18 protein-coding genes and 2 tRNA genes are annotated in these 21,738 nt (G+C 69.0%); 9 read left to right on the top strand and 11 right to left on the bottom strand.

The window, feature by feature from the left end:
* The first annotated feature begins 115 nt into the window (after positions 1-115).
* The gene (locus tag WA670_RS20270; RefSeq protein ID WP_037813918.1) at positions 116-838 is read left to right on the top strand and encodes a dienelactone hydrolase family protein; all 723 of its coding nucleotides are present in this window, start codon (positions 116-118) and stop codon (positions 836-838) included.
* On the opposite strand, the gene WA670_RS20265 is transcribed toward WA670_RS20270, so the two are convergent.
* Positions 835-1,968, bottom strand: coding sequence for an ROK family transcriptional regulator (locus WA670_RS20265; protein ID WP_336158532.1), 1,134 nt, complete (start codon positions 1,966-1,968; stop codon positions 835-837). The two genes, WA670_RS20270 and WA670_RS20265, sit on opposite strands and share 4 nt — an antisense overlap.
* A 79-nt stretch (positions 1,969-2,047) precedes the next feature.
* Here WA670_RS20265 and xylA point away from each other — a divergent pair, with 79 nt between their 5' ends.
* Complete coding sequence (gene xylA / locus WA670_RS20260) at positions 2,048-3,196, top strand: xylose isomerase (protein ID WP_134663091.1); 1,149 nt, start codon at positions 2,048-2,050, stop codon at positions 3,194-3,196.
* Between the two features lie 289 nt (positions 3,197-3,485).
* A complete protein-coding gene (gene aspS, locus WA670_RS20255; protein ID WP_336158531.1) occupies positions 3,486-4,730 on the top strand; it encodes an aspartate--tRNA(Asn) ligase in 1,245 nt (414 codons plus the stop codon).
* A gap of 99 nt (positions 4,731-4,829) precedes the next feature.
* Here the strand turns inward: aspS and WA670_RS20250 are convergent, their stop codons facing one another.
* Positions 4,830-5,282: a MarR family winged helix-turn-helix transcriptional regulator gene (locus WA670_RS20250; protein WP_037813922.1), complete on the bottom strand. Its 453-nt coding sequence runs from the start codon at positions 5,280-5,282 to the stop codon at positions 4,830-4,832.
* Positions 5,283-5,529: 247 nt separating this feature from the next.
* Here WA670_RS20250 and WA670_RS20245 point away from each other — a divergent pair, with 247 nt between their 5' ends.
* Positions 5,530-6,837: a serine/threonine-protein kinase gene (locus WA670_RS20245; RefSeq protein WP_336158530.1), complete on the top strand. Its 1,308-nt coding sequence runs from the start codon at positions 5,530-5,532 to the stop codon at positions 6,835-6,837.
* A 96-nt stretch (positions 6,838-6,933) separates the two neighbouring features.
* Positions 6,934-7,083 carry a hypothetical protein gene (locus tag WA670_RS20240; RefSeq protein WP_336158529.1) on the top strand — a complete coding sequence of 50 codons (150 nt, stop codon included), beginning with the start codon at positions 6,934-6,936 and terminating at the stop codon, positions 7,081-7,083.
* Between the two features lie 30 nt (positions 7,084-7,113).
* Here WA670_RS20240 and WA670_RS20235 read toward each other — a convergent pair whose 3' ends face one another.
* Complete coding sequence (locus WA670_RS20235; RefSeq protein ID WP_336158528.1) at positions 7,114-8,547, bottom strand: PP2C family protein-serine/threonine phosphatase; 1,434 nt, start codon at positions 8,545-8,547, stop codon at positions 7,114-7,116.
* Between the two features lie 467 nt (positions 8,548-9,014).
* On the opposite strand from WA670_RS20235, the gene WA670_RS20230 reads away from it, so the two are divergent.
* A complete protein-coding gene (locus WA670_RS20230) occupies positions 9,015-13,523 on the top strand; it encodes a HAMP domain-containing protein (RefSeq protein WP_336158675.1) in 4,509 nt (1,502 codons plus the stop codon).
* Here WA670_RS20230 and WA670_RS20225 read toward each other — a convergent pair.
* Positions 13,475-13,548, bottom strand: a tRNA-Gly gene (locus tag WA670_RS20225). The genes WA670_RS20230 and WA670_RS20225 overlap by 49 nt on opposite strands.
* A gap of 125 nt (positions 13,549-13,673) precedes the next feature.
* Between WA670_RS20225 and WA670_RS20220 the strand changes: the two genes are divergently transcribed.
* Positions 13,674-13,747: transfer RNA gene (locus WA670_RS20220), tRNA-Pro, on the top strand.
* Positions 13,748-14,132: 385 nt separating this feature from the next.
* Here WA670_RS20220 and WA670_RS20215 read toward each other — a convergent pair.
* The 4 genes from WA670_RS20215 to WA670_RS20200 form a co-directional block, all read right to left on the bottom strand.
* Positions 14,133-14,471, bottom strand: a complete 339-nt coding sequence (locus WA670_RS20215; RefSeq protein WP_336158527.1) for an ankyrin repeat domain-containing protein — start codon at positions 14,469-14,471, stop codon at positions 14,133-14,135.
* Positions 14,472-14,650: 179 nt separating this feature from the next.
* Positions 14,651-15,100: a DUF4240 domain-containing protein gene (locus tag WA670_RS20210; protein ID WP_336158526.1), complete on the bottom strand. Its 450-nt coding sequence runs from the start codon at positions 15,098-15,100 to the stop codon at positions 14,651-14,653.
* A 334-nt stretch (positions 15,101-15,434) separates the two neighbouring features.
* A complete protein-coding gene (locus WA670_RS20205) occupies positions 15,435-15,683 on the bottom strand; it encodes a hypothetical protein (protein WP_205673178.1) in 249 nt (82 codons plus the stop codon).
* 32 nt (positions 15,684-15,715) lie between these two features.
* Positions 15,716-16,177, bottom strand: a complete 462-nt coding sequence (locus WA670_RS20200) for a hypothetical protein (RefSeq protein WP_134729642.1) — start codon at positions 16,175-16,177, stop codon at positions 15,716-15,718.
* A gap of 258 nt (positions 16,178-16,435) precedes the next feature.
* Here WA670_RS20200 and WA670_RS20195 point away from each other — a divergent pair, with 258 nt between their 5' ends.
* Both WA670_RS20195 and WA670_RS20190 read left to right on the top strand, forming a co-directional pair.
* A complete protein-coding gene (locus WA670_RS20195) occupies positions 16,436-16,882 on the top strand; it encodes a hypothetical protein (RefSeq protein WP_336158525.1) in 447 nt (148 codons plus the stop codon).
* 91 nt (positions 16,883-16,973) lie between these two features.
* Complete coding sequence (locus tag WA670_RS20190) at positions 16,974-17,543, top strand: dihydrofolate reductase family protein (RefSeq protein ID WP_336158524.1); 570 nt, start codon at positions 16,974-16,976, stop codon at positions 17,541-17,543.
* Here WA670_RS20190 and WA670_RS20185 read toward each other — a convergent pair whose 3' ends face one another.
* The 3 genes from WA670_RS20185 to WA670_RS20175 all read right to left on the bottom strand — a co-directional run bounded on the left by WA670_RS20185 (position 17,544) and on the right by WA670_RS20175 (position 21,550).
* The gene (locus WA670_RS20185; protein ID WP_336158523.1) at positions 17,544-18,500 is read right to left on the bottom strand and encodes an RNA polymerase subunit sigma-70; all 957 of its coding nucleotides are present in this window, start codon (positions 18,498-18,500) and stop codon (positions 17,544-17,546) included. It lies immediately after the preceding gene.
* Positions 18,501-18,635: 135 nt separating this feature from the next.
* Positions 18,636-20,147 carry a S1 family peptidase gene (locus WA670_RS20180; protein WP_134729634.1) on the bottom strand — a complete coding sequence of 504 codons (1,512 nt, stop codon included), beginning with the start codon at positions 20,145-20,147 and terminating at the stop codon, positions 18,636-18,638.
* 365 nt (positions 20,148-20,512) lie between these two features.
* Complete coding sequence (locus WA670_RS20175; RefSeq protein WP_134729633.1) at positions 20,513-21,550, bottom strand: M48 family metallopeptidase; 1,038 nt, start codon at positions 21,548-21,550, stop codon at positions 20,513-20,515.
* Positions 21,551-21,738 lie beyond the last annotated feature (188 nt).

Here is a 21,738-nt window from a genome sequence, read left to right as displayed (position 1 = left end):
GGAAGCTTTCCTAACATGTTTCCGGATGCGCCGCGAGAGGGTCACCTGAATGGACGTGTCCGCCGACGGTGAACAGCACGCCGCCGGGACCCGGCGCTCATTACGGTGGGTTCTCATGGAGACCGTCACGACGCGCACCGTCGAATACCCGGCCGACGGCCTCACCATGGTCGGGCGTCTCGCGCTCCCCGCGGGCACCGGTCCCCGGCCCGCGGTCCTGATCGGGCCGGAAGGCACCGGCCTCAACGACTTTCAGCGCGCACGGGCCGACGCGCTGGCCGAACTCGGTTACGTGGCCCTCGCGTTCGACATCCACGGCGGCCGCTGGTTCACCGATCCCGACGAGATGCTGGCGCGCTGCCTGCCGCTGCTCGACGACCCGGACCGGATGCGCGACATCGGCCGCGCGGCGCTCGACGTGCTGCTCGCCGAACCGCGGACCGACCCGGACCGGATCGCCGGGATCGGCTACGGCACCGGCGGCGCGATCGTGCTGGAACTCGGCCGCGCGGGCGTCGACCTGCGCGCGATCGGCACGATCAACGGCCTGGTCACCGGCCGTCCGGGCGAGGCAGCGAACATCCGCTGCCCAGTCTGGGCGGGCGTCGGCTCGGAGGACCCGATCATGCCTGCCGCGCAACGGGACGCGTTCGCCGCCGAGATGCAGGCGGCGGGCGTCGACTGGCGGCTCACCGTCTACGGCGGCGCCCAGCACGCGTTCCACCACCCGCCGATCGGCCCGGAGCAGCGGCTCCTCCCCGGCGTCGGCTATCACCCGGTGCAGGCCGAGCGAGCCTGGCGCGACGTCGTGACCCTGCTTGCCGACAACCTCGGCTAACGGGCGAGGAACGGCCCCGGGTCAGCCAAAACGCCGTGGATAGTGCGGCCCGCGGCACCCAGCGTCGCGGCGGAATCGCCGAGTGCGGACGGGCTCAGCACCGGCACCGAACCGCGGAGGCCGGTCAACCGCGTCCGCAGCACGGCCTCCGCAGCGGGAGCCAGCCAGGGAAACAGCGGCCCGAATACGCCGCCGAGCACCACGCGGTCCACATCCACGAGATTGACCGCCGACGCCAGCGCCAGACCTAGAGCCTCCCCCGCTGCCGAAACAGCTGACAACGCCGCGTCGTCGCCCGCGGCCAAGGCGGCTGCGAGAGCGTCCACTGTGGATACTCCGGCCGCGGCGAGCATTGCTTCCTGCCCGGCGTAGGTCTCCAGACAGCCCGCCGCACCGCAGCGACAGGACGGGCCGGACGGGGAAACCAGCACGTGCCCCAGTTCGCCGCCGGTGCCGCGGAACAACCGCGAGTCCACGACCAGTCCCGCGCCGATGCCGATCTCGCCGGACACGTATAGGAAATCCGCCGCCCCGGCACCGAACCACAGCTCGCCAAGCGCACCGAGATTCGCCTCGTTGTCCACCGAAACCGGGACCGGCAGCTCCAACTCGACCGGAACGTTCCGCCAGCCGAGGTTCGGCGCGCTCAGCACCACGCCGTCCCGCACCGGGCCGGACACCGCGAGCACCGCACCGGCGACCGTCAAGCCCAGCTCGCGCGCCTCGGCCAACTCCGCGGAAGCCAGTTCCCGCACCGCCTTCAGCACAGTTTCCGCTGGCACGCCGCGGTTGTCCCGCTCGATGCGAACCGACCGGCGGACCGTGCCGGTCAAGTCCAGGACGCACGCGGCGAGATAGTCCACATTGGCCTCGAGCCCCAGCGAAGCCATCCGCGCGCCGCTCAGCGAAACCTCGACCCCGGGCCGGCCGCGCTCCCCCGCGCGCACGGCGGCGGTCTCGGACAGGTAGCCCGCGTCCAGCAGCGAGCCGACCAAAGTGGACACGGTCGACTTGGTCAGCCCGGTCAGCTCCGCCAGCGCGGCGCGGGTCAGCGGACCGCCGCGGCTGATCTCGCCGAGCACCAGTTCGAGGTTCCGCGCCCGCATCGCGTCGTGCCGGACCGGTTCCATGCAGACCTCCGCTCTTGACGGCCGGGACGACCGTAGCGCAGTATTTAGTCTACAACGTGAACTAAATGAAGGGACGGGCATGGCCGACTACGCCCCCGCACCGGAGGACAAATTTTCGTTCGGACTGTGGACCGTCGGCTGGCCCGCGGCCGACCCGTTCGGCGTCGCCACGCGCCCGCCGCTCGACCCGGTCGAGAGCGTGCACCGGCTGGCCGAACTGGGCGCGTACGGCGTCACCTTCCACGACGACGACCTCCTCGCCACCGAACCGGACCGCGACACCGCGATCGCCAAGTTCAAGCGCGCTCTCGAGGAAACCGGCCTGCGCGTGCCGATGGCGACGACGAACCTGTTCAGCCACCCGGTCTTCAAGGACGGCGGCCTGACCAGCAACGACCGCGACATCCGGCGGTACGCGCTGACCAAGGTCCGGCGCAATCTCGACCTCGCCGCCGAACTCGGCGCGCAGACCTACGTGCTGTGGGGCGGCCGCGAAGGCGCGGAATCCGATGCGGCGAAAGACGTCCGCGCCGCACTCGCCCGGTACAAGGAGGGGCTCGACGTCCTCGCCGACTACGCCGTTTCGCAGGGCTACGACCTGCGGTTCGCGCTGGAGCCGAAGCCGAACGAGCCGCGCGGCGACATCCTCCTGCCGACGATCGGCCACGCGCTCGGGTTCATCTCGCAACTGGAGCGGCCCGAGCTGTTCGGGCTGAACCCGGAGGTCGGCCACGAGCAGATGGCCGGGCTGAACTTCGTGCACGGCATCGCGCAGGCGCTGTGGCAGGGCAAGCTGTTCCACCTCGACCTCAACGGCCAGCACGGCCCGAAGTACGACCAGGACCTGATCTTCGGGCACGGCGATCTCGCCAGCGCGTTCTTCCTCGTCGACCTCCTGGAGCACGGCGGCTACGACGGCCCGCGGCACTTCGACTACAAACCGCTGCGCACCGAGGATCCCGAGGACGTCTGGGTTTCCGCGGCAGCGAACATGCGCACTTACCTGATCCTGCGCGAGAAAGCCCGTGCCTTCCGCGCCGATCCGGAGGTCGCCGAAGCGCTCGCCGCGTCGCGGGTGCCGGAGCTGGCGACGCCGACGCTGTCCGAGGGCGAAACCCTGGACGATCTGGCCGCCGACGAGTTCGACGTCGAAGCGGCCGGCCGCCGCGGCTACCACTTCACCCGGCTCAACCAGCTGGCGCTGGAGCACCTGCTGGGCGTCCGGTAAATCAGGCGACGCGGGCGGCGGCGGTGTTTTACCGTTGCGGGCAACACGTTGACGGAGACGAGTAGCGCAGGGCGCCGCGAGGGACAGAGAGCTGCCGCCGGTGAGAAGGCAGCGTCGCGGCCCTGCGCGAAGACACTCCTGAGTGCGGGGAGGAAATGCCCCGCCGGCCCGGCCGCCGTCACCCGGCCAGAACGAGGCCGCCCACTCGGCGGCGAAGGTGCGGTGGCACCGCGAGTGTCCCTTCTCGCCCGCACCCCCAAGGGGTCGCCGAGTGCGCTCAGGAGAAGGAATGAGTACCCGCACCCCGGTGGCCTGCCTGCGTGACCGCGTGGGCTCCACCGTGACGATCGCCGGCTGGGTGCACCGCCGGCGCGTGCTGAAATCCGTGGCGTTCCTGGTCGTCCGCGACCGGTTCGGCACCGCGCAGGCGGTGTTCGCCGAGCCGCCGGAGGTCGCCGAGGAGACCGTCGTGCGGCTCACCGGGCAGGTGGTCGCCAATCCGCAGGCACCGCAAGGAATTGAACTGCGGGAACCGGTATTAGAAGTGCTGTCCGCGCCGGAAAAGCGGCCGCCGTTCAATCTTTATCGACCCGAAGTGGCCGCTGGTTTGCCGGTGGTGCTGGACAATGCCGCGGTCGCGTTGCGGCATCCGGTGCTGCGGCGGCGATTCGAGGTGGCCGCGGCCAGTGTCGCGGCGTTTCGGCGAGTGTTGGACAGACAGGGATTCACTGAGATTCATACGCCCAAGATCGTTGCCACCGCGACGGAATCCGGGGCGAACGTGTTCCAGCTCGACTACTTTGGCCGTCCCGCTTACCTCGCGCAGTCGCCGCAGTTCTTCAAGCAGGCCATGGTCGGCGTGTTCGAGCGGGTGTACGAGGTGGGGCCGGTTTTCCGGGCCGAACCGCATGACACCGCACGGCATCTGGCCCAGTACACGAGTCTCGACGCGGAACTGGGCTTCATCGCCGACCACCGCGACGTCATGGCGGTGCTGCGCGACGTCGTAGCGGAGATGGCCGCCGCGGCGGGACCGGACGCGCCGACGGTGCCGGAAGAGATCCCGTCGATCGATTTCGCCGCGGCGCAAGAACTTCTGGCCCGGAACACCGGCGAGGACCCGCGCGGCGAGCCGGACCTCGCGCCCGCGCACGAACGATGGCTGTGCGCGTGGGCCGAGCGGGAACACGGGTCGGAATTCCTGTTCGTGACCGGATACCCGATGGCGAAACGGCCGTTCTACACCCATCCGGACCCGGCGGACCCGGCCCGGTCGAACAGTTTCGACCTGCTCTTCCGCGGCCTGGAACTCGTGACCGGCGGCCAGCGGCTGCACCGGCACGCGGACTACCTCGCCGTGCTCGGCGAGGCGGCCGGGCAATACTCCGACTATCTCGACGCGTTCGCGTACGGCATGCCGCCGCACGGCGGGTTCGCGATCGGGCTGGAGCGCTGGGTCGCGCGCGTGCTGGGCGTGGCGAACGTGCGCGGGGCGACGCTCTTCCCCCGGGACCTGCACCGCCTGCGGCCCTGATCGCCCCTCGAAGGTGCCGCTGGCCTGGTACGCGGGGTTTTCGGTCCGTGAAGGGCTCCTTGAGGGAATCTGGCTCCCTCAAGGAGCCTTCACGGAACGTCACTGAGCAGCGAAGGTGAGCGACCCCAGCGCGGTGACCAAGGGCGCCAGCTCCGGCAGCTCCTCCGCCTCGGCGAGCGCGGCCGAAAGCGCCGTGTCGTGCGTCGGGCGGGCGGCGGCCAGCAGCTTCTGCCCGGAGGGCGTGACCTCGGTGTAGATGCCGCGCCGGTCGTCCTGGCACAGGTAGCGCGACAGCAGGCCGCGCTCCTCCAGCCGGGTGACCAGCCGGGTCGTCGCCGACTGGCTCAGCACCACCGCGTTGGCCAGCTGGCTCATCCGCAGGTGGAAGCCGTCCTGGCGGCCGAGCACGTCGAGCACCGTGTACTCGCTCACCGACAGCTCGTGCTCGCTTTCCAGCGCGCGGTTCAGCCGGTCTTCGATCCGCGCGTGCAGCGCCGCCAGCGTCCGCCAGCCTTGCGCGCGCGCCTCGACGGCGTCGTCCGACACCGACATGGTGCACCTCCTCCAGACGGCCCCGGTTGCGGGCGGCCGCGGGCCCCGAGCAGCATCGGCGCAGGTCAATGTGACTGCAAGTATTGCGCGCGCCGGTAGTACTCAGCTGCCACTGTACTCGCGAAACGCCGGGAGGTCCGCCCGGCGGCGTGACCTCGTGCGTCCTCCCCCGGACCCGGCTCAGCTTTTGTCCTCGCCCGACGGCGAGTAAGTTGTCCCCGCTACCCGGGGGAAAGGCGAGCGGCACATGACCGGCACCGGCGATGCGGACGCGGGCACGACCGCGAGACGGTTCGCGCTGGGCCGGTACGGGCCCGCTCCGCTGGTCCTGGCCGGCCGGTACGAGGTGGGCGAGCGGATCGGCGAAGGCGCGACCGCCAGCGTGCACCGCGGCGAGGACCGCGAAACCGGAGGCGAGGTCGCGGTCAAGCTGTTCCACGCCGGAGCGGTCGAACTGGGCCGCAACCGCCGGGACCAGGAGATCGCGGCGCTGCGCGCGGTGCGGCATCCGGGGTTGGTCGGGTTCGTCGACGCCGGAATCGACGAGGGGTACGCGTACCTCGTCATGGACTGCGTGCACGGGCCCAACCTGTCCGAATGGCTGTGCTCCGGGCCGCTGCCCGCCGACCGGGTGGTCGAACTGGGCGCGCAGCTGGCCGAGGCGCTCGCTCACGTCCACGCGCACGAGGTGACCCACCGCGACCTCAAACCCGCCAACATCCTCATGTCCGACGACGGCCCGCGGATCGCCGACTTCGGCGTCGCGCGCATCGTGGACGCGACCCGCGTGACCGACACCGGCGCGGTCGTCGGGACGGCGGCTTACCTCTCGCCGGAGCAGGTGCTCGGCGAGCACCCCGGCCCGGCTTCGGACGTGTACGCGCTCGGGCTCGTCCTCCTGGAATGCCTCACCGGCGTCCGCGAATACCCGGGTACGGCAGCGGAAACCGCGGTAGTGCGGCTGCATCGATCGCCGCGGGTGCCGCCGGGCACGCCGGAACCGCTTGCGAGGACTCTGCGCGCGATGACCATGCGCGATCCGGAAGAAAGACCCTCCGCGACCGCCGTGGCGCGTGCGTTGCGCGGCACGGAAACGTTGCGGCTTCCGATCAAAACGCGGTTGGCCGTCTTCTGCCGCCGCCACCGGGTCTCGCGGCGGCGCGCGGTGCTCGCGGCGGGCCTGCCGGTCGTGCTGGTCGCGGCCGGAACGCTGCTGTTCGCGTCTCCGCTTCGCCCCGGCACCGGGTCCGCGCCGGGCCCCGACCCGGCACCGGTTCCGGTTTCTCCGCCGTCGTCCGCTCCGTCCGATTCGCCGGACCAGGCTCCGCGGCATTCGCCGTCCGCGCCGCCGGTCCGTTCGACGAACGCGGCGACGCCGCCCCCGCAGACCACGACGGTTCCGCCCGGCCCGACGGCCCAGACCACGTCGGCGTCGGAAAGCCAGGCCAGCCAAACGAGTCAGCCGGGCCGGACGCCGCCGAAAACCCCGCCGGGACAGACGAGACCGCCCCGGAACACCGTCACCGGGCCGCCGAGCGACAAGATTCCACATTAGACAGACCGGACCACCCGGTCGGCTGACGCGGCGCAATTGGGTGGCGAAGTCCGTCCGGGCGCGCGATCCTGGTGGCGAGCCGGGGAGGTGGAACCGATGACCGCACACTCGCGTCGGTTCGGACGGCAGTGCCGCGAACACTTCGAGCGCCCGGAACCCGCCCGCACCGCCGAGCCGAAACCGGACACCGAGGCCGTTCCGGAACCGGAGCGAGCGCCGGAGCCGGAGACCCAGCCCGGGAAGTAGCTTTCCGGTGCCGGGCAAGGAAAACGGTGCTTACTCCGCCCGCGGCGCGGCCTCGATCGCCAGCACCGCGATGTCGTCGTGGCCGGAATTCCCGAGCCAGGCCCGCACTGCCTCGCGCAACCGGCGCACGACCTCGCGCGCCGGTTGCCCGACGCAGTCCTCCAGCACCGTGTAGAGCCGTTCGTCGCCGAACAGTTCGGTGGATTCCGTGCGGTTGCGGGCTTCGGTGACGCCGTCGGTGTAGAGCAGGCAGACGTCGCCCTCGTCCAGGTGCGTCGTCGCCTCGGCGAAGCGGGCCTGCGGCGACACGCCGACGAGCGTGCCGGGCACGCTGATCTCCTCGACCCCTCCCCCGCGCCGCAGCACGAGCGGGGCCGGATGGCCGCCGGAGGCGAGGGTGACGTCGAGCCCGGACTCGGCGGCCGCGACCGAACCGAGCACGAGCGTCGCGAACCGGTTGCTGCCGCCGGAGATCAGGAGTTCGTTGAGCAGCCGCAGCATCGTCCGGCCGTCGCGTTCGACCAGATGCAGCGCGGCCAGCGAATGCCGCACCCGGCCGGTCAGCGCGGCGGCCTCGGCGCCCTTGCCGCAGATGTCGCCGACCACCACGAACGCACTGCCGTCGTCGCGGGAAAGGACGTCGTAGAAATCGCCGCCGACGCCCAGCACCCCGCCCGCGGGTTCGTACCACAGCTCGAAATTCGCGCCCTCGACCTGCGCGGGCGGCGTCGGCAGCAACGTCGATTCGAGCCCGCGCGTGGCTTCCTCCTGGCGGGCGTAGCGCTGCGCGTTGGCCAGCGCCGTGCCGGCCGCGTCCGCGAACGCCTCGACGGCTTCGCCTTGCGAGAGGCCGAACGCGGGCTCGCCGCGCCTGCCGAGCAGCACCGCGCCCGCCATGCCGGAGCCGAACGAGACCACTGACACCTCAAGGTGCCCCTCGAACGGCTCGGCGACCGCCGCGGGCAACGCCGCGACCTCGGTCGCGGGCACCGCGCGGACCTCGGGCCGGGCGACGTCGGTGATCGCGTCGGAGACCACGGGCGCGAGCTGGGCCGGCACCCGCCGGATCCGGCCGTGGCCCGCCGCGCCGTGCTCGGTGCAGCTCCACCATTCCCAGCGGCCGCGGGTCGTCGGCAGCAGCACGAAGGCGCAATCGCCCAACGCGGACGCCGCCAGCTCGGCGATCACCCGGGCCGTGCCGTGCCGTCCGCGCGCGAGCGCCAATTTCGGACCGGCCTCGGCGAGGAACTCTTCGGGACGGCGGCGGCCGTCGTCGACCACGGTCCAGGCGCGCCAGCCGCCGGGCAGCGCGCGGATCTTGGCCGGGCGGTGGCCGACCTTGCCGGTGGTCTCGGTCACGCCGACGAGCTCGGCCGGGCCGAGCCGCTGCGCGGACGCGTTGGCCCAGCGCAGGGCGCCTTCCGGGTCCTGGAGGAACACCGGCTCCCGGACGTCGTCGAGCACCGAGCGCCAGAAACCGGCGTGCCCGGGCAGCTCGGCGCCGGGTGGCAGGGCCGACGCCGGAGCGGGCCGTGACACCATGCACGAACCTCCTGCCTCCGGGTCGACCTGACGGTCCTGGTCCTTCCAGGTTGGCACAGTGTGCGCGGGCGGACTGGGTCGAAGTGTAGGGCGAACCGTGGCAGGCTGGGTCGACGACCATGGCTGGCACACGCGTGGTGGGAAGGTCGGCAGAGATGACAGAGACTCCCCAGGCTTCCGGGAGCACCCGGAACTCCGGGGCCGCTGACCCGGATTCCGTCCCGGCGAACGAGGTCGCGGCACTGGAGCGGCTGCTCGCCGCGGTCCACGACCTCGGGGACGGCAACTTCCGGCGGCGGTTCGTGGCGCACGGCGACGGGATCACCGCCCGGCTCGCGTCGGCGTTCAACGACATCGCCGAGCGCAACCAGCGGCTCGTGACGGAACTCATGCGCGTGCGCGACGAGGTGGGCCAGGAGGGCAAGCTCACCGAACGCGTGCGCACCGAGATCGGCCCCGGCGGCTGGGCCACCGCGGTCGACACGGTCAACGGGCTGATCGAGGACGTCAGCCGCCCGGTCGTGGAGCTGGACCGGGTGCTGGGCGCGGTCGCCGAGGGCGATCTGTCGCAGCCGATGGCGCTGCAGCTGGACGGCCGTCCGCTGCGCGGGCAGTACGCCGAGCTGGCGAAGACCGTGAACGGCCTCAACGCGCAGCTGTCGCGGTTCGCCGCCGAAGTGATCCGGCTGTCCCGGGAGATCGCCGGAGAGGGCCGCCTCGGCGGTCAGGCCGAGGTCCCCGGCGTGGCCGGGACGTGGCGCGACCTCACCGACTCGGTCAACTTCCTCGCCGACAACCTCACCGAGCAGGTCCGGAACATCGCCTCGGTCACCACCGCGGTGGCCCGCGGCGACCTGACGCAGAAGATCAACGTCGACGCCCGGGGCGAGATCCTCGAGCTCAAGAACACCATCAACACGATGGTCGACCAGCTCTCGTCCTTCGCCGACGAGGTCACCCGGGTGTCGCGCGAAGTCGGTTCCGAGGGACGCCTGGGCGGCCAGGCGCGCGTGCCGGGCGTGGCGGGCACCTGGCGCGACCTCACCGACTCGGTGAACCTGATGGCGGACAACCTGACCGACCAGGTCCGCAACATCTCGCAGGTCGCCACGGCGGTCGCGGCGGGCGATCTGACGAAGAAGATCGACGTCGACGCGCGGGGCGAGATCCTGCAGCTGAAGACGACGCTGAACACGATGGTCGACCAGCTCTCGTCGTTCGCCGACGAGGTCACCCGAGTGGCCCGCGAGGTCGGCTCCGAAGGCCGGCTCGGCGGTCAGGCGGAGGTACCCGGCGCGGCCGGCACGTGGCGCGGGCTGACCGACTCGGTCAACCAGATGGCCGACAACCTGACCGACCAGGTCCGCAACATCTCGCACGTGACCACCGCGGTCGCGAAGGGCGACTTGACGCAGAAGATCACCGTGGACGCGCGGGGCGAGATCCTCGAGCTCAAGACCACGATGAACACGATGGTCGACCAGCTCTCGTCCTTCGCCGACGAGGTCACCCGAGTCGCCCGCGAGGTCGGCACCGAAGGGCAGCTGGGCGGCCAGGCCACCGTGCCCGGGGTCGCCGGCATCTGGCGCGACCTCACCGGCTCGGTGAACTTCATGGCCAACAACCTCACCGCGCAGGTCCGGAACATCGCGCAGGTCGCGACTGCGGTCGCGCGGGGCGACCTGACGAAGAAGATCGCGGTCGACGCGCGCGGCGAAATCCTCGAGCTGAAGACGACGCTGAACACGATGGTCGACCAGCTCTCGTCCTTCGCCGACGAGGTCACCCGGGTGTCGCGAGAGGTTGGCACGGAAGGAAAACTGGGCGGTCAGGCGACCGTGCCGGGCGTGGCGGGGACCTGGAAGGACCTCACCGACAACGTCAACTTCATGGCCAACAACCTCACCGACCAGGTGCGGAACATCTCCCAGGTCACCTCGGCCGTGGCGCGCGGCGATCTGACGCAGAAGATCACCGTCGACGCGCGCGGCGAGATCCTGGAGCTCAAGAACATCCTGAACACGATGGTCGACCAGCTGTCCGCCTTCGCGGACGAGGTCACCCGGGTCGCCCGCGAGGTCGGCACCGAGGGACGGCTGGGCGGCCAGGCGCGCGTTCCGGGCGTCGCGGGGATCTGGAAAGACCTCACCGACAACGTGAACGTCATGGCCGACAACCTGACCGTGCAGGTCCGGAGCATCGCCACGATGGCGAGCGCGGTGGCGAACGGCGATCTGTCGAAGAAGATCTCCATCGACGCGGCGGGCGAGGTCGCGGCGCTGGCCGGGACGCTGAACGACATGGTCGAGACGCTGCGCGCGTTCGCCGACGAGGTGACGCGGGTTGCCCGCGAGGTCGGCACGGAAGGCATCCTCGGCGGTCAGGCGCGGGTGCCCGGCGTGGCCGGGACGTGGAAGGACCTGACCGAGAACGTCAACTTCATGGCGCACAACCTGACCAGCCAGGTGCGGAACATCTCGCAGGTCACGACGGCGGTCGCGCGCGGCGACCTGTCGCGCAAGATCGACGTCGACGCCCGGGGCGAGATCCTGGAACTCAAGACGACGATGAACACGATGGTCGACCAGCTGTCCGCGTTCGCCGCGGAGGTCACCCGGGTCGCCCGGGAGGTCGGCACCGAGGGCAAGCTGGGCGGTCAGGCCGAGGTCGAAGGCGTGTCCGGCACCTGGAAGCGGCTGACCGAGAGCGTGAACCAGCTGGCGGGCAACCTGACCACGCAGGTCCGCGCGATCGGCCAGGTCGCGACAGCGGTGACCGCGGGCGATCTGACCCGGCACATCACCGTGGACGCGTCCGGCGAGCTGGCGGACCTCAAGGACAACATCAACCAGATGATCGCGAACCTCAAGGAGACCACCTCCGCGAACCGCGAACAGGACTGGCTGAAGACGAACCTGGCGCGGCTGTCCGGGCGGATGCAGGGCCACCGCGACCTCGCGTCGGTGGCGACGCTGATCCTGTCGGAGCTGGCCCCGCTGGTGAGCGCGCAGCAGGGCGCGTTCTTCATCGCGCACGACGACGAGGACGCCGGCGACCCGGACAAGCTGCTCGACTGCATCGCCGCCTACGGCCTCGCCCAGGCGCGCACCGGCCTGCGCTTCCGGCTCGGCGAATCGCTGATCGGCCAGGCCGCGGTGGACCGGCGGACGATACTGGTCAACGGCGCTCCTCCGGAGTACGCGCTGGTGTCGTCCGGGCTCGGCTCGGCGCCGCCGGTCAACGTGATCGTGCTGCCGGTGCTGTTCCAGGGCGAGGTGCTCGGCGTGCTGGAACTGGCGTCGGTCAACGAGTTCTCCGCGGTGCACCTGGACCTGCTGGAGCAGCTGCGGCACACGATCGGCGTCAACGTGAACACGATCCTGTCGAACTCGCGCACGGAAGCGCTGCTGACCGAATCGCAGCGGCTGGCCCAGGAACTGCGCGCGCGGTCCGAGCAGTTGCAGGCCCAGCAGGGCGAACTGCGCCGGTCGAACACCGAACTGGCCGAGAAGGCGGCGCTGCTGGCCCAGCAGAACCGCGACATCGAGGTCAAGAACATCGAGATCGAGCAGGCCCGCCAGGAGCTGGAGGAACGGGCCGGGCAGCTGACGGTCGCGTCGCAGTACAAGAACGAATTCATGGCGAACATGTCGCACGAGCTGCGGACTCCGCTCAACAGCGCGCTGATCCTGGCGAAACTGCTGTCGGAGAACCCGGAGGGCAACCTCACGGAGAAGCAGATCCAGTTCGCGAAGACGATCTGGGCGGCGGGTTCCGACCTGCAGCAGCTGATCAACGACATTCTGGACCTGGCGAAGGTCGAGGCCGGGAAGCTGGACCTGCAGATGTCCGACGTGACGCTGCCGGAGCTGGTGAACTACGTCGAATCGCTGTGCCGCCCGCTGACCGCGGACAAGGGCCTGGAGTTCGCCGTCATGATCGACCCGCCGGTGCCCGGCAGCGTGCACACCGACGAACACCGCCTCCAGCAGGTGCTCCGGAACCTCCTGTCGAACGCCGCGAAATTCACCGACGAGGGCGGCGTACGCCTGCACATCCGGATGGCAGACCCCGAGGAAGTCGAACAGGAATCCCTGCGCTCGGCGGCCGGGATCATCGCGTTCGGCGTCGAGGACACCGGCATCGGCATCCCCGAGGAGAAGCTGGAAGTCATCTTCGACGCCTTCCGCCAGGCGGACGGCACGACGAGCCGCAAGTACGGCGGCACCGGCCTGGGCCTGTCGATCAGCCAGCAGCTGACCGAGCTGTTGAGCGGCGAACTGCGCGTCAGCAGCGTCCCCGGCAAGGGCAGCACCTTCACGCTGTACCTGCCGGTCGGCGCCGCGAACCTGATCGCCCCGACGACCCCCGTGCGCCCGACCCCGAAGCTGCCGGTCCTGCCGAGCACCATCACCGTGGCCGAACCGAACAGCGCCCCGAAACGCTTCAACGGCGAAAAGGTCCTCATCGTCGACGACGACCTGCGCAACGTCTTCGCTCTCGCAGCGGTCCTGGAACAAGCGGGCCTGGAAGTCATCTACGCCGACACCGGCGTGGCCGGAATCCGGGCGCTGGAACGCCACGAGGACACCGCGTTGGTGCTGATGGACGTGATGATGCCGGAACTGGACGGCAACGCCACCATCGCGGCAATCCGAGCCGAAGCGGCCCACGAAGACCTGCCAGTGATCGCCGTCACAGCGAAGGCGACGGAGGAAGACCGCGAACGCACGCTGGCTTCGGGAGCGGACGACTACATCACGAAGCCGGTGGACACTGACCTGCTGCTGGACGTGATCGCCGCCCGCCTGGAGGCGGACGCGGCGTCGTCCTCGAACTCGGAAGTGCTTGGAGCGGGTGACGGGAATCGAACCCGCGTAGCTAGTTTGGAAGACTAGGGCTCTACCATTGAGCTACACCCGCAGCGCCCTCGGTGACCCGGGAGCGAAGCAAGCTTAGCGTGCCCGCTAGGGTGGGTCGTACACCCCCCGGGTACCTGGGTTCCGGAGGCCTTCATGAGGCTCCCGGACCACGGGCTTCGGGGGTGCCGGGATGTGGCGCAGCTTGGTAGCGCATCCGCTTTGGGAGCGGAGGGTCGCAGGTTCAAATCCTGTCATCCCGACCGAGAGGGGCTGGACCTGCGGGTTCAGCCCCTTTTTCGTGCCGCCGGACGCGGCGCGGGAGCTAGCACAGCGCTCAGTGACACTCCTATTTGAGGATTTTCACATGCGCACCCGAGCCCCTTTTCGTGCCGTCCGACGCGGCGATACTCCCGCTTGAGGTTTGCCACCTTCGCGCCGAGCACTGACCTCTGCTCCGCTCGCCTGGCAGGCCTTGATCGACGAGTGATCTACGCCACTCGAGGCGGAGCCAAGAGCTCTCGCACCCATCCGCGGCTGCTGCGACACGGTGCGCTCTTCCGCACCTGGCTCGCCGACCCGATCGCATGACCTGGCATCGGCACCACCGGAGCAATCGCCACGCCGCCACCGATTCAACACCACGTATCAGACGGATCGGCTTTCGCGGTGTTTCCATGCTTCAAACAGGGCAAGCGCCAGCCAGTGACCGTAGCTTCGAGCCATCTCCTCTGCCGTCACCTGCTCGAAGTCAGTGCTTCGACGAAGCGGGTCGGCCCCGCGAGCGAGAAGATAAGCCGTGAGATCGACATGCAATGGATTGCCCGTCTGCACATGACCATCACCTTCGACGTCAATGGCATGCTGCAGGAGCGTCATGCCGTTGCATTCTTCGTCGACATCGACACCTTGATCCAAAAGGTCCCGAAGAGCCGGAAGATCGCCCATCTCTACCGCAATATGTGCGGGCGTCATATACTCGACCACAACAACATCCTATCCACCACTGATGACCTCTGCTTTGATTCCCGGAAATTCTTGGGCGATCGACGAAGTAGGTCAATATTTGAGCTCGGTATCCCAACCACGCGGACATCCGTCCGAACCGACTGTGCTTCACTCTCTGGCGAGGCGAATTTTGCACGGATTCGTCTCCGAACCCCACTTCAGCTCCAGCCCGCCGGGTTCGATCCCGTCTCGTAGTCGACAGGGCTGACGTGTTCCCATTCCTTTCCTGTCGAACTCTCGTAGGCGTGTTGCGCGACGTAGAGCAGGAATTCGGCCTCTGGTCCACCGGTCCCGGTGTATGAACCGAATTTTTCCGGGTCCTCGAGAACAGATCGGTAGGCCTGTTCCCCCGCCAGCACCACCGCTGCCCGGCAGTACAGGAAGGAATCGTTGGAGAGAGGCAAACCGGTGGCGGCCGACGGCACCGCGGCGAACTCGGACCGGTCCAGGTCGTAGAGACGCTGGGCGAGGATGTCCTCGAACTTCTTGATCTCAGCTTCGTCGCGCCTGCCGAGTTCCTCTTCCAGAGGTGCGAAAGCGGCCTGATCCGTCGCCGGCGGGTCCTGCCGCACCAAGGAGACGAGTGCCCAGAACTCGTGGTTGTCCATCAGGGCCTGTTCCCTCCGGGTGAGTTGACAATGTGGCTGAGATTACCGATGCCGCCCAGTTCTTCGATCAATCCGGCTTCAACTCGCTCGCGGTCCTGCTGGGTACCGCGCACATGATCGCCAAGTGCGCACCGCAGTTCATCCACGAACGACCCGCGGCCGTTTCGACTAGGTATAGATTCGGTCGCTGCCCGAATCTACGATTACCCTCATACCACGGTCTTCCAAATCTGCACGGCGATCGAATATCCAGGCAGCGGCCTCGCCGACCACTGCGAATAGATCGGTCATTTTATTTCCAGTCCAATCACTCATCCTTGAGGCCGCCGGCCGATCAGCGCTGGATCTCAGCCAGCCATTCGAAGCCGTCGCACTTGGCGCGCAGTCGCTTGAGGCCTTGTTCCAGGCAGTCGTCGAGGCTGGCGGCTTCGGCGCGGATGAATCCCTGCCCTCCGAGGCCCGCGCCTGACATCACCAACGTCCACGGCTTGCCGCCCTCCCTCATTCTGTCGTCGTCCGCCTTGAGGATTACCGTGACGCCTGCGCGGCACAGCTTATCCATCAACTGCTCGATATCCGTCATATTCGCTCCCATCAATATTCTCTCAAGGCTGTCTAGTTATTTCCTGGGCCCCAGGAAGCGGCCACCGGACGGTGTTGTCGGGGAACGCCTAGCACCACGACGACCTCGGCTGGTTCTGCGGGGTCGTCGCCGTAGACGGATATCGCGTTCAAGTCGCGTTCCACGGGCAATTCCAAACGAAGCTGGCCGTTGGGGTCGTAGAGCACTATCGACGATCGAGCCAGCTGAATCACGCCGCGATGCACCAGCGCGAGCCCCTCCGGAATGACGGGCTCTTCGACACACGCGACAGCAACCAGCCCGCTGGCCGACTGACGAACGGGCACGTGCACTGAATCCTTGCCAGCGTGCACATTTTCGCGTGCGGGGTCCCCGCTCGAGTGGTCGTCAACACTGTCCGGGGAGGAAACCACCAGCAAGCCGAAAGAGAACCGAGCCACGCCGCCTCCGTAGTAGAGGTCGCCGTGGCTGTCGAAGTTCGAAAAGTTAGTCATTTTCACTCCCAACCTGGCCGTTGACGCAACCACTCCAGAGGAGGGAGCAGGATCGGGTACGAGGTTAGTCGGAACCCCGGCGATCGGTGCATGTCGTGAGCCCAGATGCCACGCCTTTCCGTCAGAATTTTCCGCCATTCGTTCGCGAGGCCCACTGAAGCGTTTGTGCGCACCGACACAAATCGCCCTGCCCGCCGCGAGATCCCGCGGGGGTGTAGGACACGGGGTGCGCTCCCGCATTCAGGCTGTACGTCGAGGGTGGCGTCGCCGGGCTCGTCGTTGCGATTGTCGCGATGCTCATCGCAACAGTTTCCCGCGCGCAGGCTTCCGTTCTCGCGGAATGATGTCGAGCGGCTCGTCGTCGAGACCATCGAGGACGGTCTCGACGACTGGGTTTCGCTGGATTGGCTGATCACCAACACAGCACGGGTGGTTCCCGAAGACAGCGATCGCTTCGCCAGGTTCTTCGCCGCCGTGCTCGGCTACCTGCTCCGCAGAGGACTGATGGTCGTGGGCGAGATCGGCGACACCGGCATCGAACCCTGGCCGCCCGCTGCCGTCGAAGACGACCGTGGACCGCGTCGTTCGCGACTGCCAAGCAGTCAACTGGACACCCCGGCTCGGGCTGTGCTGGCTCGCCAAGACGCCGGGCGGGGTGAGCCTCCGGCGGAGCTGGGCTCGGCGACCAGGTCGTGGTGGGGCTGATGGAGATCCAGCATGGCCCTGACAGCCTCCGATGAGATTTTAGCGCCCCACCCGTCTGTATGTCTGCGATCGACGCACAAGGGAGGCTGACATGACCCGAAAGCTGATCTTCGGCATGAACCTGACACTGGACGGCTACGTCGCCGCGACGGGAGACGACATCGGCTGGAGCGGGCCGCCGAGCGAGGAGTTGTTCCAGTGGTGGCTTGATCAGGAGCGCGCGAACAGCATGTCGCTCTACGGGAGCAAGCTGTGGGAGGCGATGAGTTCCTACTGGCCGACCGGCGACCAGCAGCCGGGCGCCACGGCGGCGGAGGTCGAGTTCGCGCGGAACTGGCGGGACACTCCGAAGGTGGTGTTCTCCTCGACGATCGACAAGGTCGGCTGGAACACCCGGCTGTTCGATGGCGACGCGGTTGCCGAGATCGCGCGGCTCAAGGCAGGCGACGGCGGGCCGATGAGCGTCGGCGGCGCGACGCTCGCCGGGGCGGCTATGCGGGCGGGGCTCGTCGACGAGTACGCGGTGGTCACCCATCCGGTTCTGGTGGGTGGCGGTACGCCGTTCTTCAGCGCGCTGGACAGCTGGGTGAACCTGAATCTCGTGGAGACGCGGACGTTTCCCGGCGGCGTCGTGCTGACCCGCTACGCGACCAGGCGGTGATCACAGGGTCGGGGCCAGGCCAAGCCATGGTTTGTCGGCGACCTCGAATCCGGTGAGTTCGGCGATCTTTCCGTCGGCGATGTGCAGGACCGCTAGGTTCAGCAGCCGGTACGCCGGATCGTCGGCGGTCCGGAGGTAGAGCGCGGCGGCGGGCATGCGGTTGACCGTCGTGGCGATGCAGCGCCAGTCGTCGTAGCGCTGGAAGAGGCCGCCGGAGACCCAGCCGTCGACGGCGTCCCGGGCCGTTGTGATCACGGTGCCGGAGTCGGGCAGCATCGCGAAGCGCAGGTCGTGGCGGAGAAGGGACATGAGGCGGTCGAGGTCGTTGCGTTCGTGGGCTTCGATATACGACTTCACCACGGCGCGCTCGCCTTGCGACAGTTCATGGGTGGCGGGGCTGCGCCAGTCCAGGCGGCGGGCGGGTAGTTGCTCGCGCATTGTCACGCGCGCCCGTTGCAGTGCGCTGGTTACCGACGCGACGGTCAGCTCAAGGGCTTCCGCAGCCTTCGGTGCCGGCCAGCCTAGGACGTCGCGCAGGGTGAGGACTGCGCGTTGCCGCGGCGGCAGGTGCTGGACGGCGACGATGAACGCCAGCTCGATCGTCTCCCGTGCGACCACCGATTCCTGCGGGTCTTCGGGGAGCATCCGGTCGGGGTATGGCTGCAGGTACGGCAGTTCGGAGCCCGCTAGGTCGGACGGCACGGGGGTGCGGTCGTTGCGCTTTTCCAGGAAATCGAGGCAGGCGTTGGTCGCGATCCGGTACAGCCAGGTTCGCAGCGCAGCACGGCCGTTGAAGGACTCCCGTTTGTTCCACGCTCGCAGGAACGTCTCCTGTGTCAGGTCCTGGGCGTCTTCGTAGTTCGCGAGCATTCGGTAGCAGTGCACTTGCAGCTCACGCCGGTGGCGCTCGGTCAGCAGCGCGAACCGCGCTGGGTCGTCGGTGTCCGGCGGGCTCATGGTCGTCGATCCTTCCACCAGGGCGAGGGGGTCACCAGAACTGACGACCGGGCGGAGGATTTCTCATCGGTCTGTGAAGGACCCCTTGCGGGAATCCCCGTCCCGCAAGGGGTCCTTCACGGCCGGTGCGCGGGATCAGTCAGTGGCGAGAGCCCGGGTGGCGGGACCGATCGCCGCCCAGCCGCCGGACTGGGCGTTCCAGCGGTAGATGCCGCCGCTGTTGATGCCGTACACGCCGTCGGCGTTGGCCGCGAACGCGTCGCCGGAGCCGCCGATGCGGGCCCAGCCGTTGCCGGTCAGCAGGTTGACGTCCTTGGTGGCCGGTTCGATGCCGAGCAGCGTGTGCGCGCCCGCGTACAGCGCGCTCTGCGCCTTGCCGACGCTCGCCCAGGCGCTGCCGCTGCCGGTCCAGTGGTACACGCCGCCGCCGTTGGCTCCGTAGATGCCGTCGTCGTTGATCGCGAAGCCGCTGCCGGAGGTGCCGATCTTGACCCAGGTGCCGGGTGCGGTCATCAGGTAGAGGTCGCCGGTGCCGGGCACGGTCCGGGCGAGCAGGTGGCCGGCGGCGTAGAACGCGGTCCCGGCGGGGCCGACCGTTTCCCAGCCGGTGCCGGTCCAGCGCAGGACGCCGCCGCCGTTGTAGCCGTAGACGCCGTCGGCGTTGACCACGAACCCGTCGCCCGGGCCGCCGATCTTCGCCCACTGGCCGGGGGTCCCGGTGTAGCGGTAGACGTCGTGAGTGTCGGCGCGGGTCGCGACCACCGCGCTTTCCCCGGCGTAGACCCGGTCGAACCCGGTGCCCAGGGTCGTCCAAGCGCTGCCGGTGCCGGAATAGGCGAGGACCGCCCCGTTGGCGTCGACGCGGTACAGGCCGTGGTGTCCCGCGACGGTGTGCGCCGTGACCCAGTCGCCGAGGTCGTCCACCCGGGCGGCACTCACTGCCGGGTTGGTCGCGGTCTCGCCGAGGCAGTTGTGCTGATACGAACCGGTGATGACGCCGGTGATCCGCCCGTCGGCAGTGAACACCGGCGCTCCGGCGTCGCCTCGGCACACGCCGCTCGTGCCGGACGCCTCGAGGGCCAGTCCGTGGTCCGGTGCGCCGGCCGCGATGGTCAGCGAAGCCGACTGCGGAGCGTCCGGGATCCATTCGGTCGCCGTGCGGCCGAACCCGGCCACCGTCACCTGCCCGCTCGACGGCGGCGGCGTCGCGGCGAGATTCCCCGCGCTGGCCCCGAGAACCGGCGCGACCAGCCGCAGCAACACGACGTCGCGGTCGGTCCGCGTCGCCACGCGGTCCACGGCGATCTGCCGGGTCGGCTTCCCGGTTTCAGTCACCGCGGCGTTCACGGCGACGGCAGGCGGCGCGCCGTCGACCAGTCCGTCGCCGGCGTGCGCCCCGGTCTTGCCGGTGAGGCACGACGCGGTCGTCAGAATCCATTGCGAGGAAACCAGGGTTCCCGTGCAGGCGTGGCCGCCGCTGGTCGCGTCACCCCCGATCGCGAGCCGGACCAGCGAGGACGCCGCGGCACCGGTGACCGGTGCACCCCCGGCCACCGCGTTCGCCGGCGCCGCGGCGGCCAGCAGCCCCGCGGCGGTCACCCCGGCGACACAGCCGGCCAAGCGCGAAGCTTTCCGGTTGAACACCATGAAGAAACCCTTTCGTTCGGACGCTGAATTCCTCCGATTACCGGCCACAGAACAGCGAGGATTTTCCGCACTCGCCGATTACGGCCGGTCCACGCCGGGGAATCCACCGCGGCACGGGAAGCCATTCCTCCGTTTGCCGCATGCCCCTCCCCCGTTTGCCGACGCGCCCCATCCCCTCACGCGCCGCAGATACCATCGCGCACATCAGGCCGCCATTACCGCAGCACGCGGTGACGTACCCCACATTCCGCGGGCTCTGGATACGTGGTTAAGATGCGGCGCTTTGTCGGCGTCCGAGCAGACAAGAATTGTCAGTTATTTCGCCGCGGCCTTTTCCGGTTCCGAATTTCCGCGCGAAGCCGAGCTCAGGCGTTGCCGTTCTCCGAGCCCCCGCCGAACTTGGCCCACACCTTGCTCGCGGTGTCCGCGACCGTCTCCCCGACGTCGGTGAAGACCTTCGTCAGCGGGTCCGCCGAGGCGGTCCAGGAATCCTTGTACGACTTCGCCGCGGACTTCAGGTCGTCCTTCCAGTCCGTGGCGGGCGCGTCGTCGTCCCGGCGCGGGTACTCGCCGGTCAGGATCGCCCGGTACTCCTCGGACGCGGCCCATTTCTGCAGCTGCGTCGCCCGGACCACGGCGAACGGGTGGGTTTCGGTCTCGACGTACTTCAGCTTCAGCAGGCTGTCCCGGATGTCTTCGCCCGACTCGTATTCCGCTCCCTGCTGGAGGAAGGACGGGATGTCGATGCGGGAAGGGTCGACGCCGCCGGCGAGCTGGATCTGCGCGCGCAGCGCGGCGGTCGGGTCCTGGCCGCAGAGCAGGCCCGCGCGGTCGCAGGACAGTTCGGCCTTGCGGTACCACTCGCTCAGCGCCGCGATGATCGCCCGGATGCCGAGCGCGCTGACCGGCGTCCAGGACATCGACATCTGGAGGTTGATCAGGCGCACCATGATCGTGCGGTAGACCGCGTGCCCGGACAGCACGTGCCCCATTTCGTGGCCGATGGCGAACCGCAGCGATTCGTGGCTCAGCCGCTCGACGAGCGCGGTGCTGATCCGGATGAACGGCTCGTCCATGCCGAGCGCGGACGCTTGCAGCCGCGGGTCCTGGTAGACGAACAGGTTCGGCACGGCGGGGAGATCGAGCGTTTCGGCGCATTCGTGGCGCAACCGGTCGAGTTCCGGATACTGCTTCGGTCCCACGCGAATCGACGACGCCAGCGCCATCAGCCGTTCGCCGCGTTCGTTGTAGAAACCGGAGACGGCCTTGATCACCTGGGCGAATCCGGGCATCGCGCGCAACGTGGCGAGCGCGCCGCGGTCCACCGGGTGTTCGTAGGCTCTCGGGCTGATTCCCGGAAAACGGACGGCGGCCCGGCGCACCGGTTCGATTTCTTCAGTCATCGCTCCCCCAATGAAGTCGTTGACAGCAGCCTACTCAACGACGATCACCGGCCGATTCCCCGGCGCTGAACTGCTGTTTCCCATTAACGAAAACGCAGTGGATCACGCAAGGAATATCCGCGTTGTCCAGACCACTGCCCGCGCCGGGCCGGCGGTCGCCGCTGTGCCCGTCCGGCGGGATCGGCCGG

It is taken from the genome of Amycolatopsis sp. VC5-11, from assembly GCF_037034185.1.
In the GTDB taxonomy this organism is placed as follows: domain Bacteria; phylum Actinomycetota; class Actinomycetes; order Mycobacteriales; family Pseudonocardiaceae; genus Amycolatopsis; species Amycolatopsis nivea.
The sequence above is the reverse complement of the archived record's forward strand: the minus strand, read 5'-3'. Positions and strand labels throughout refer to the sequence as shown.

Coding starts and splice junctions, on each gene's coding strand:
- WA670_RS20270 (WP_037813918.1), top strand. CDS start 116: ATGGAGACCGTCACGACGCGCACCGTCGAATACCCGGCCGACGGCCTC.
- WA670_RS20265 (WP_336158532.1), bottom strand. CDS start 1,968: ATGGAACCGGTCCGGCACGACGCGATGCGGGCGCGGAACCTCGAACTG.
- xylA (WP_134663091.1), top strand. CDS start 2,048: ATGGCCGACTACGCCCCCGCACCGGAGGACAAATTTTCGTTCGGACTG.
- aspS (WP_336158531.1), top strand. CDS start 3,486: ATGAGTACCCGCACCCCGGTGGCCTGCCTGCGTGACCGCGTGGGCTCC.
- WA670_RS20250 (WP_037813922.1), bottom strand. CDS start 5,282: ATGTCGGTGTCGGACGACGCCGTCGAGGCGCGCGCGCAAGGCTGGCGG.
- WA670_RS20245 (WP_336158530.1), top strand. CDS start 5,530: ATGACCGGCACCGGCGATGCGGACGCGGGCACGACCGCGAGACGGTTC.
- WA670_RS20240 (WP_336158529.1), top strand. CDS start 6,934: ATGACCGCACACTCGCGTCGGTTCGGACGGCAGTGCCGCGAACACTTC.
- WA670_RS20230 (WP_336158675.1), top strand. CDS start 9,015: ATGCGCGTGCGCGACGAGGTGGGCCAGGAGGGCAAGCTCACCGAACGC.
- WA670_RS20210 (WP_336158526.1), bottom strand. CDS start 15,100: ATGGACAACCACGAGTTCTGGGCACTCGTCTCCTTGGTGCGGCAGGAC.
- WA670_RS20205 (WP_205673178.1), bottom strand. CDS start 15,683: ATGACGGATATCGAGCAGTTGATGGATAAGCTGTGCCGCGCAGGCGTC.
- WA670_RS20200 (WP_134729642.1), bottom strand. CDS start 16,177: ATGACTAACTTTTCGAACTTCGACAGCCACGGCGACCTCTACTACGGA.
- WA670_RS20190 (WP_336158524.1), top strand. CDS start 16,974: ATGACCCGAAAGCTGATCTTCGGCATGAACCTGACACTGGACGGCTAC.
- WA670_RS20185 (WP_336158523.1), bottom strand. CDS start 18,500: ATGAGCCCGCCGGACACCGACGACCCAGCGCGGTTCGCGCTGCTGACC.
- WA670_RS20180 (WP_134729634.1), bottom strand. CDS start 20,147: ATGGTGTTCAACCGGAAAGCTTCGCGCTTGGCCGGCTGTGTCGCCGGG.
- WA670_RS20175 (WP_134729633.1), bottom strand. CDS start 21,550: ATGACTGAAGAAATCGAACCGGTGCGCCGGGCCGCCGTCCGTTTTCCG.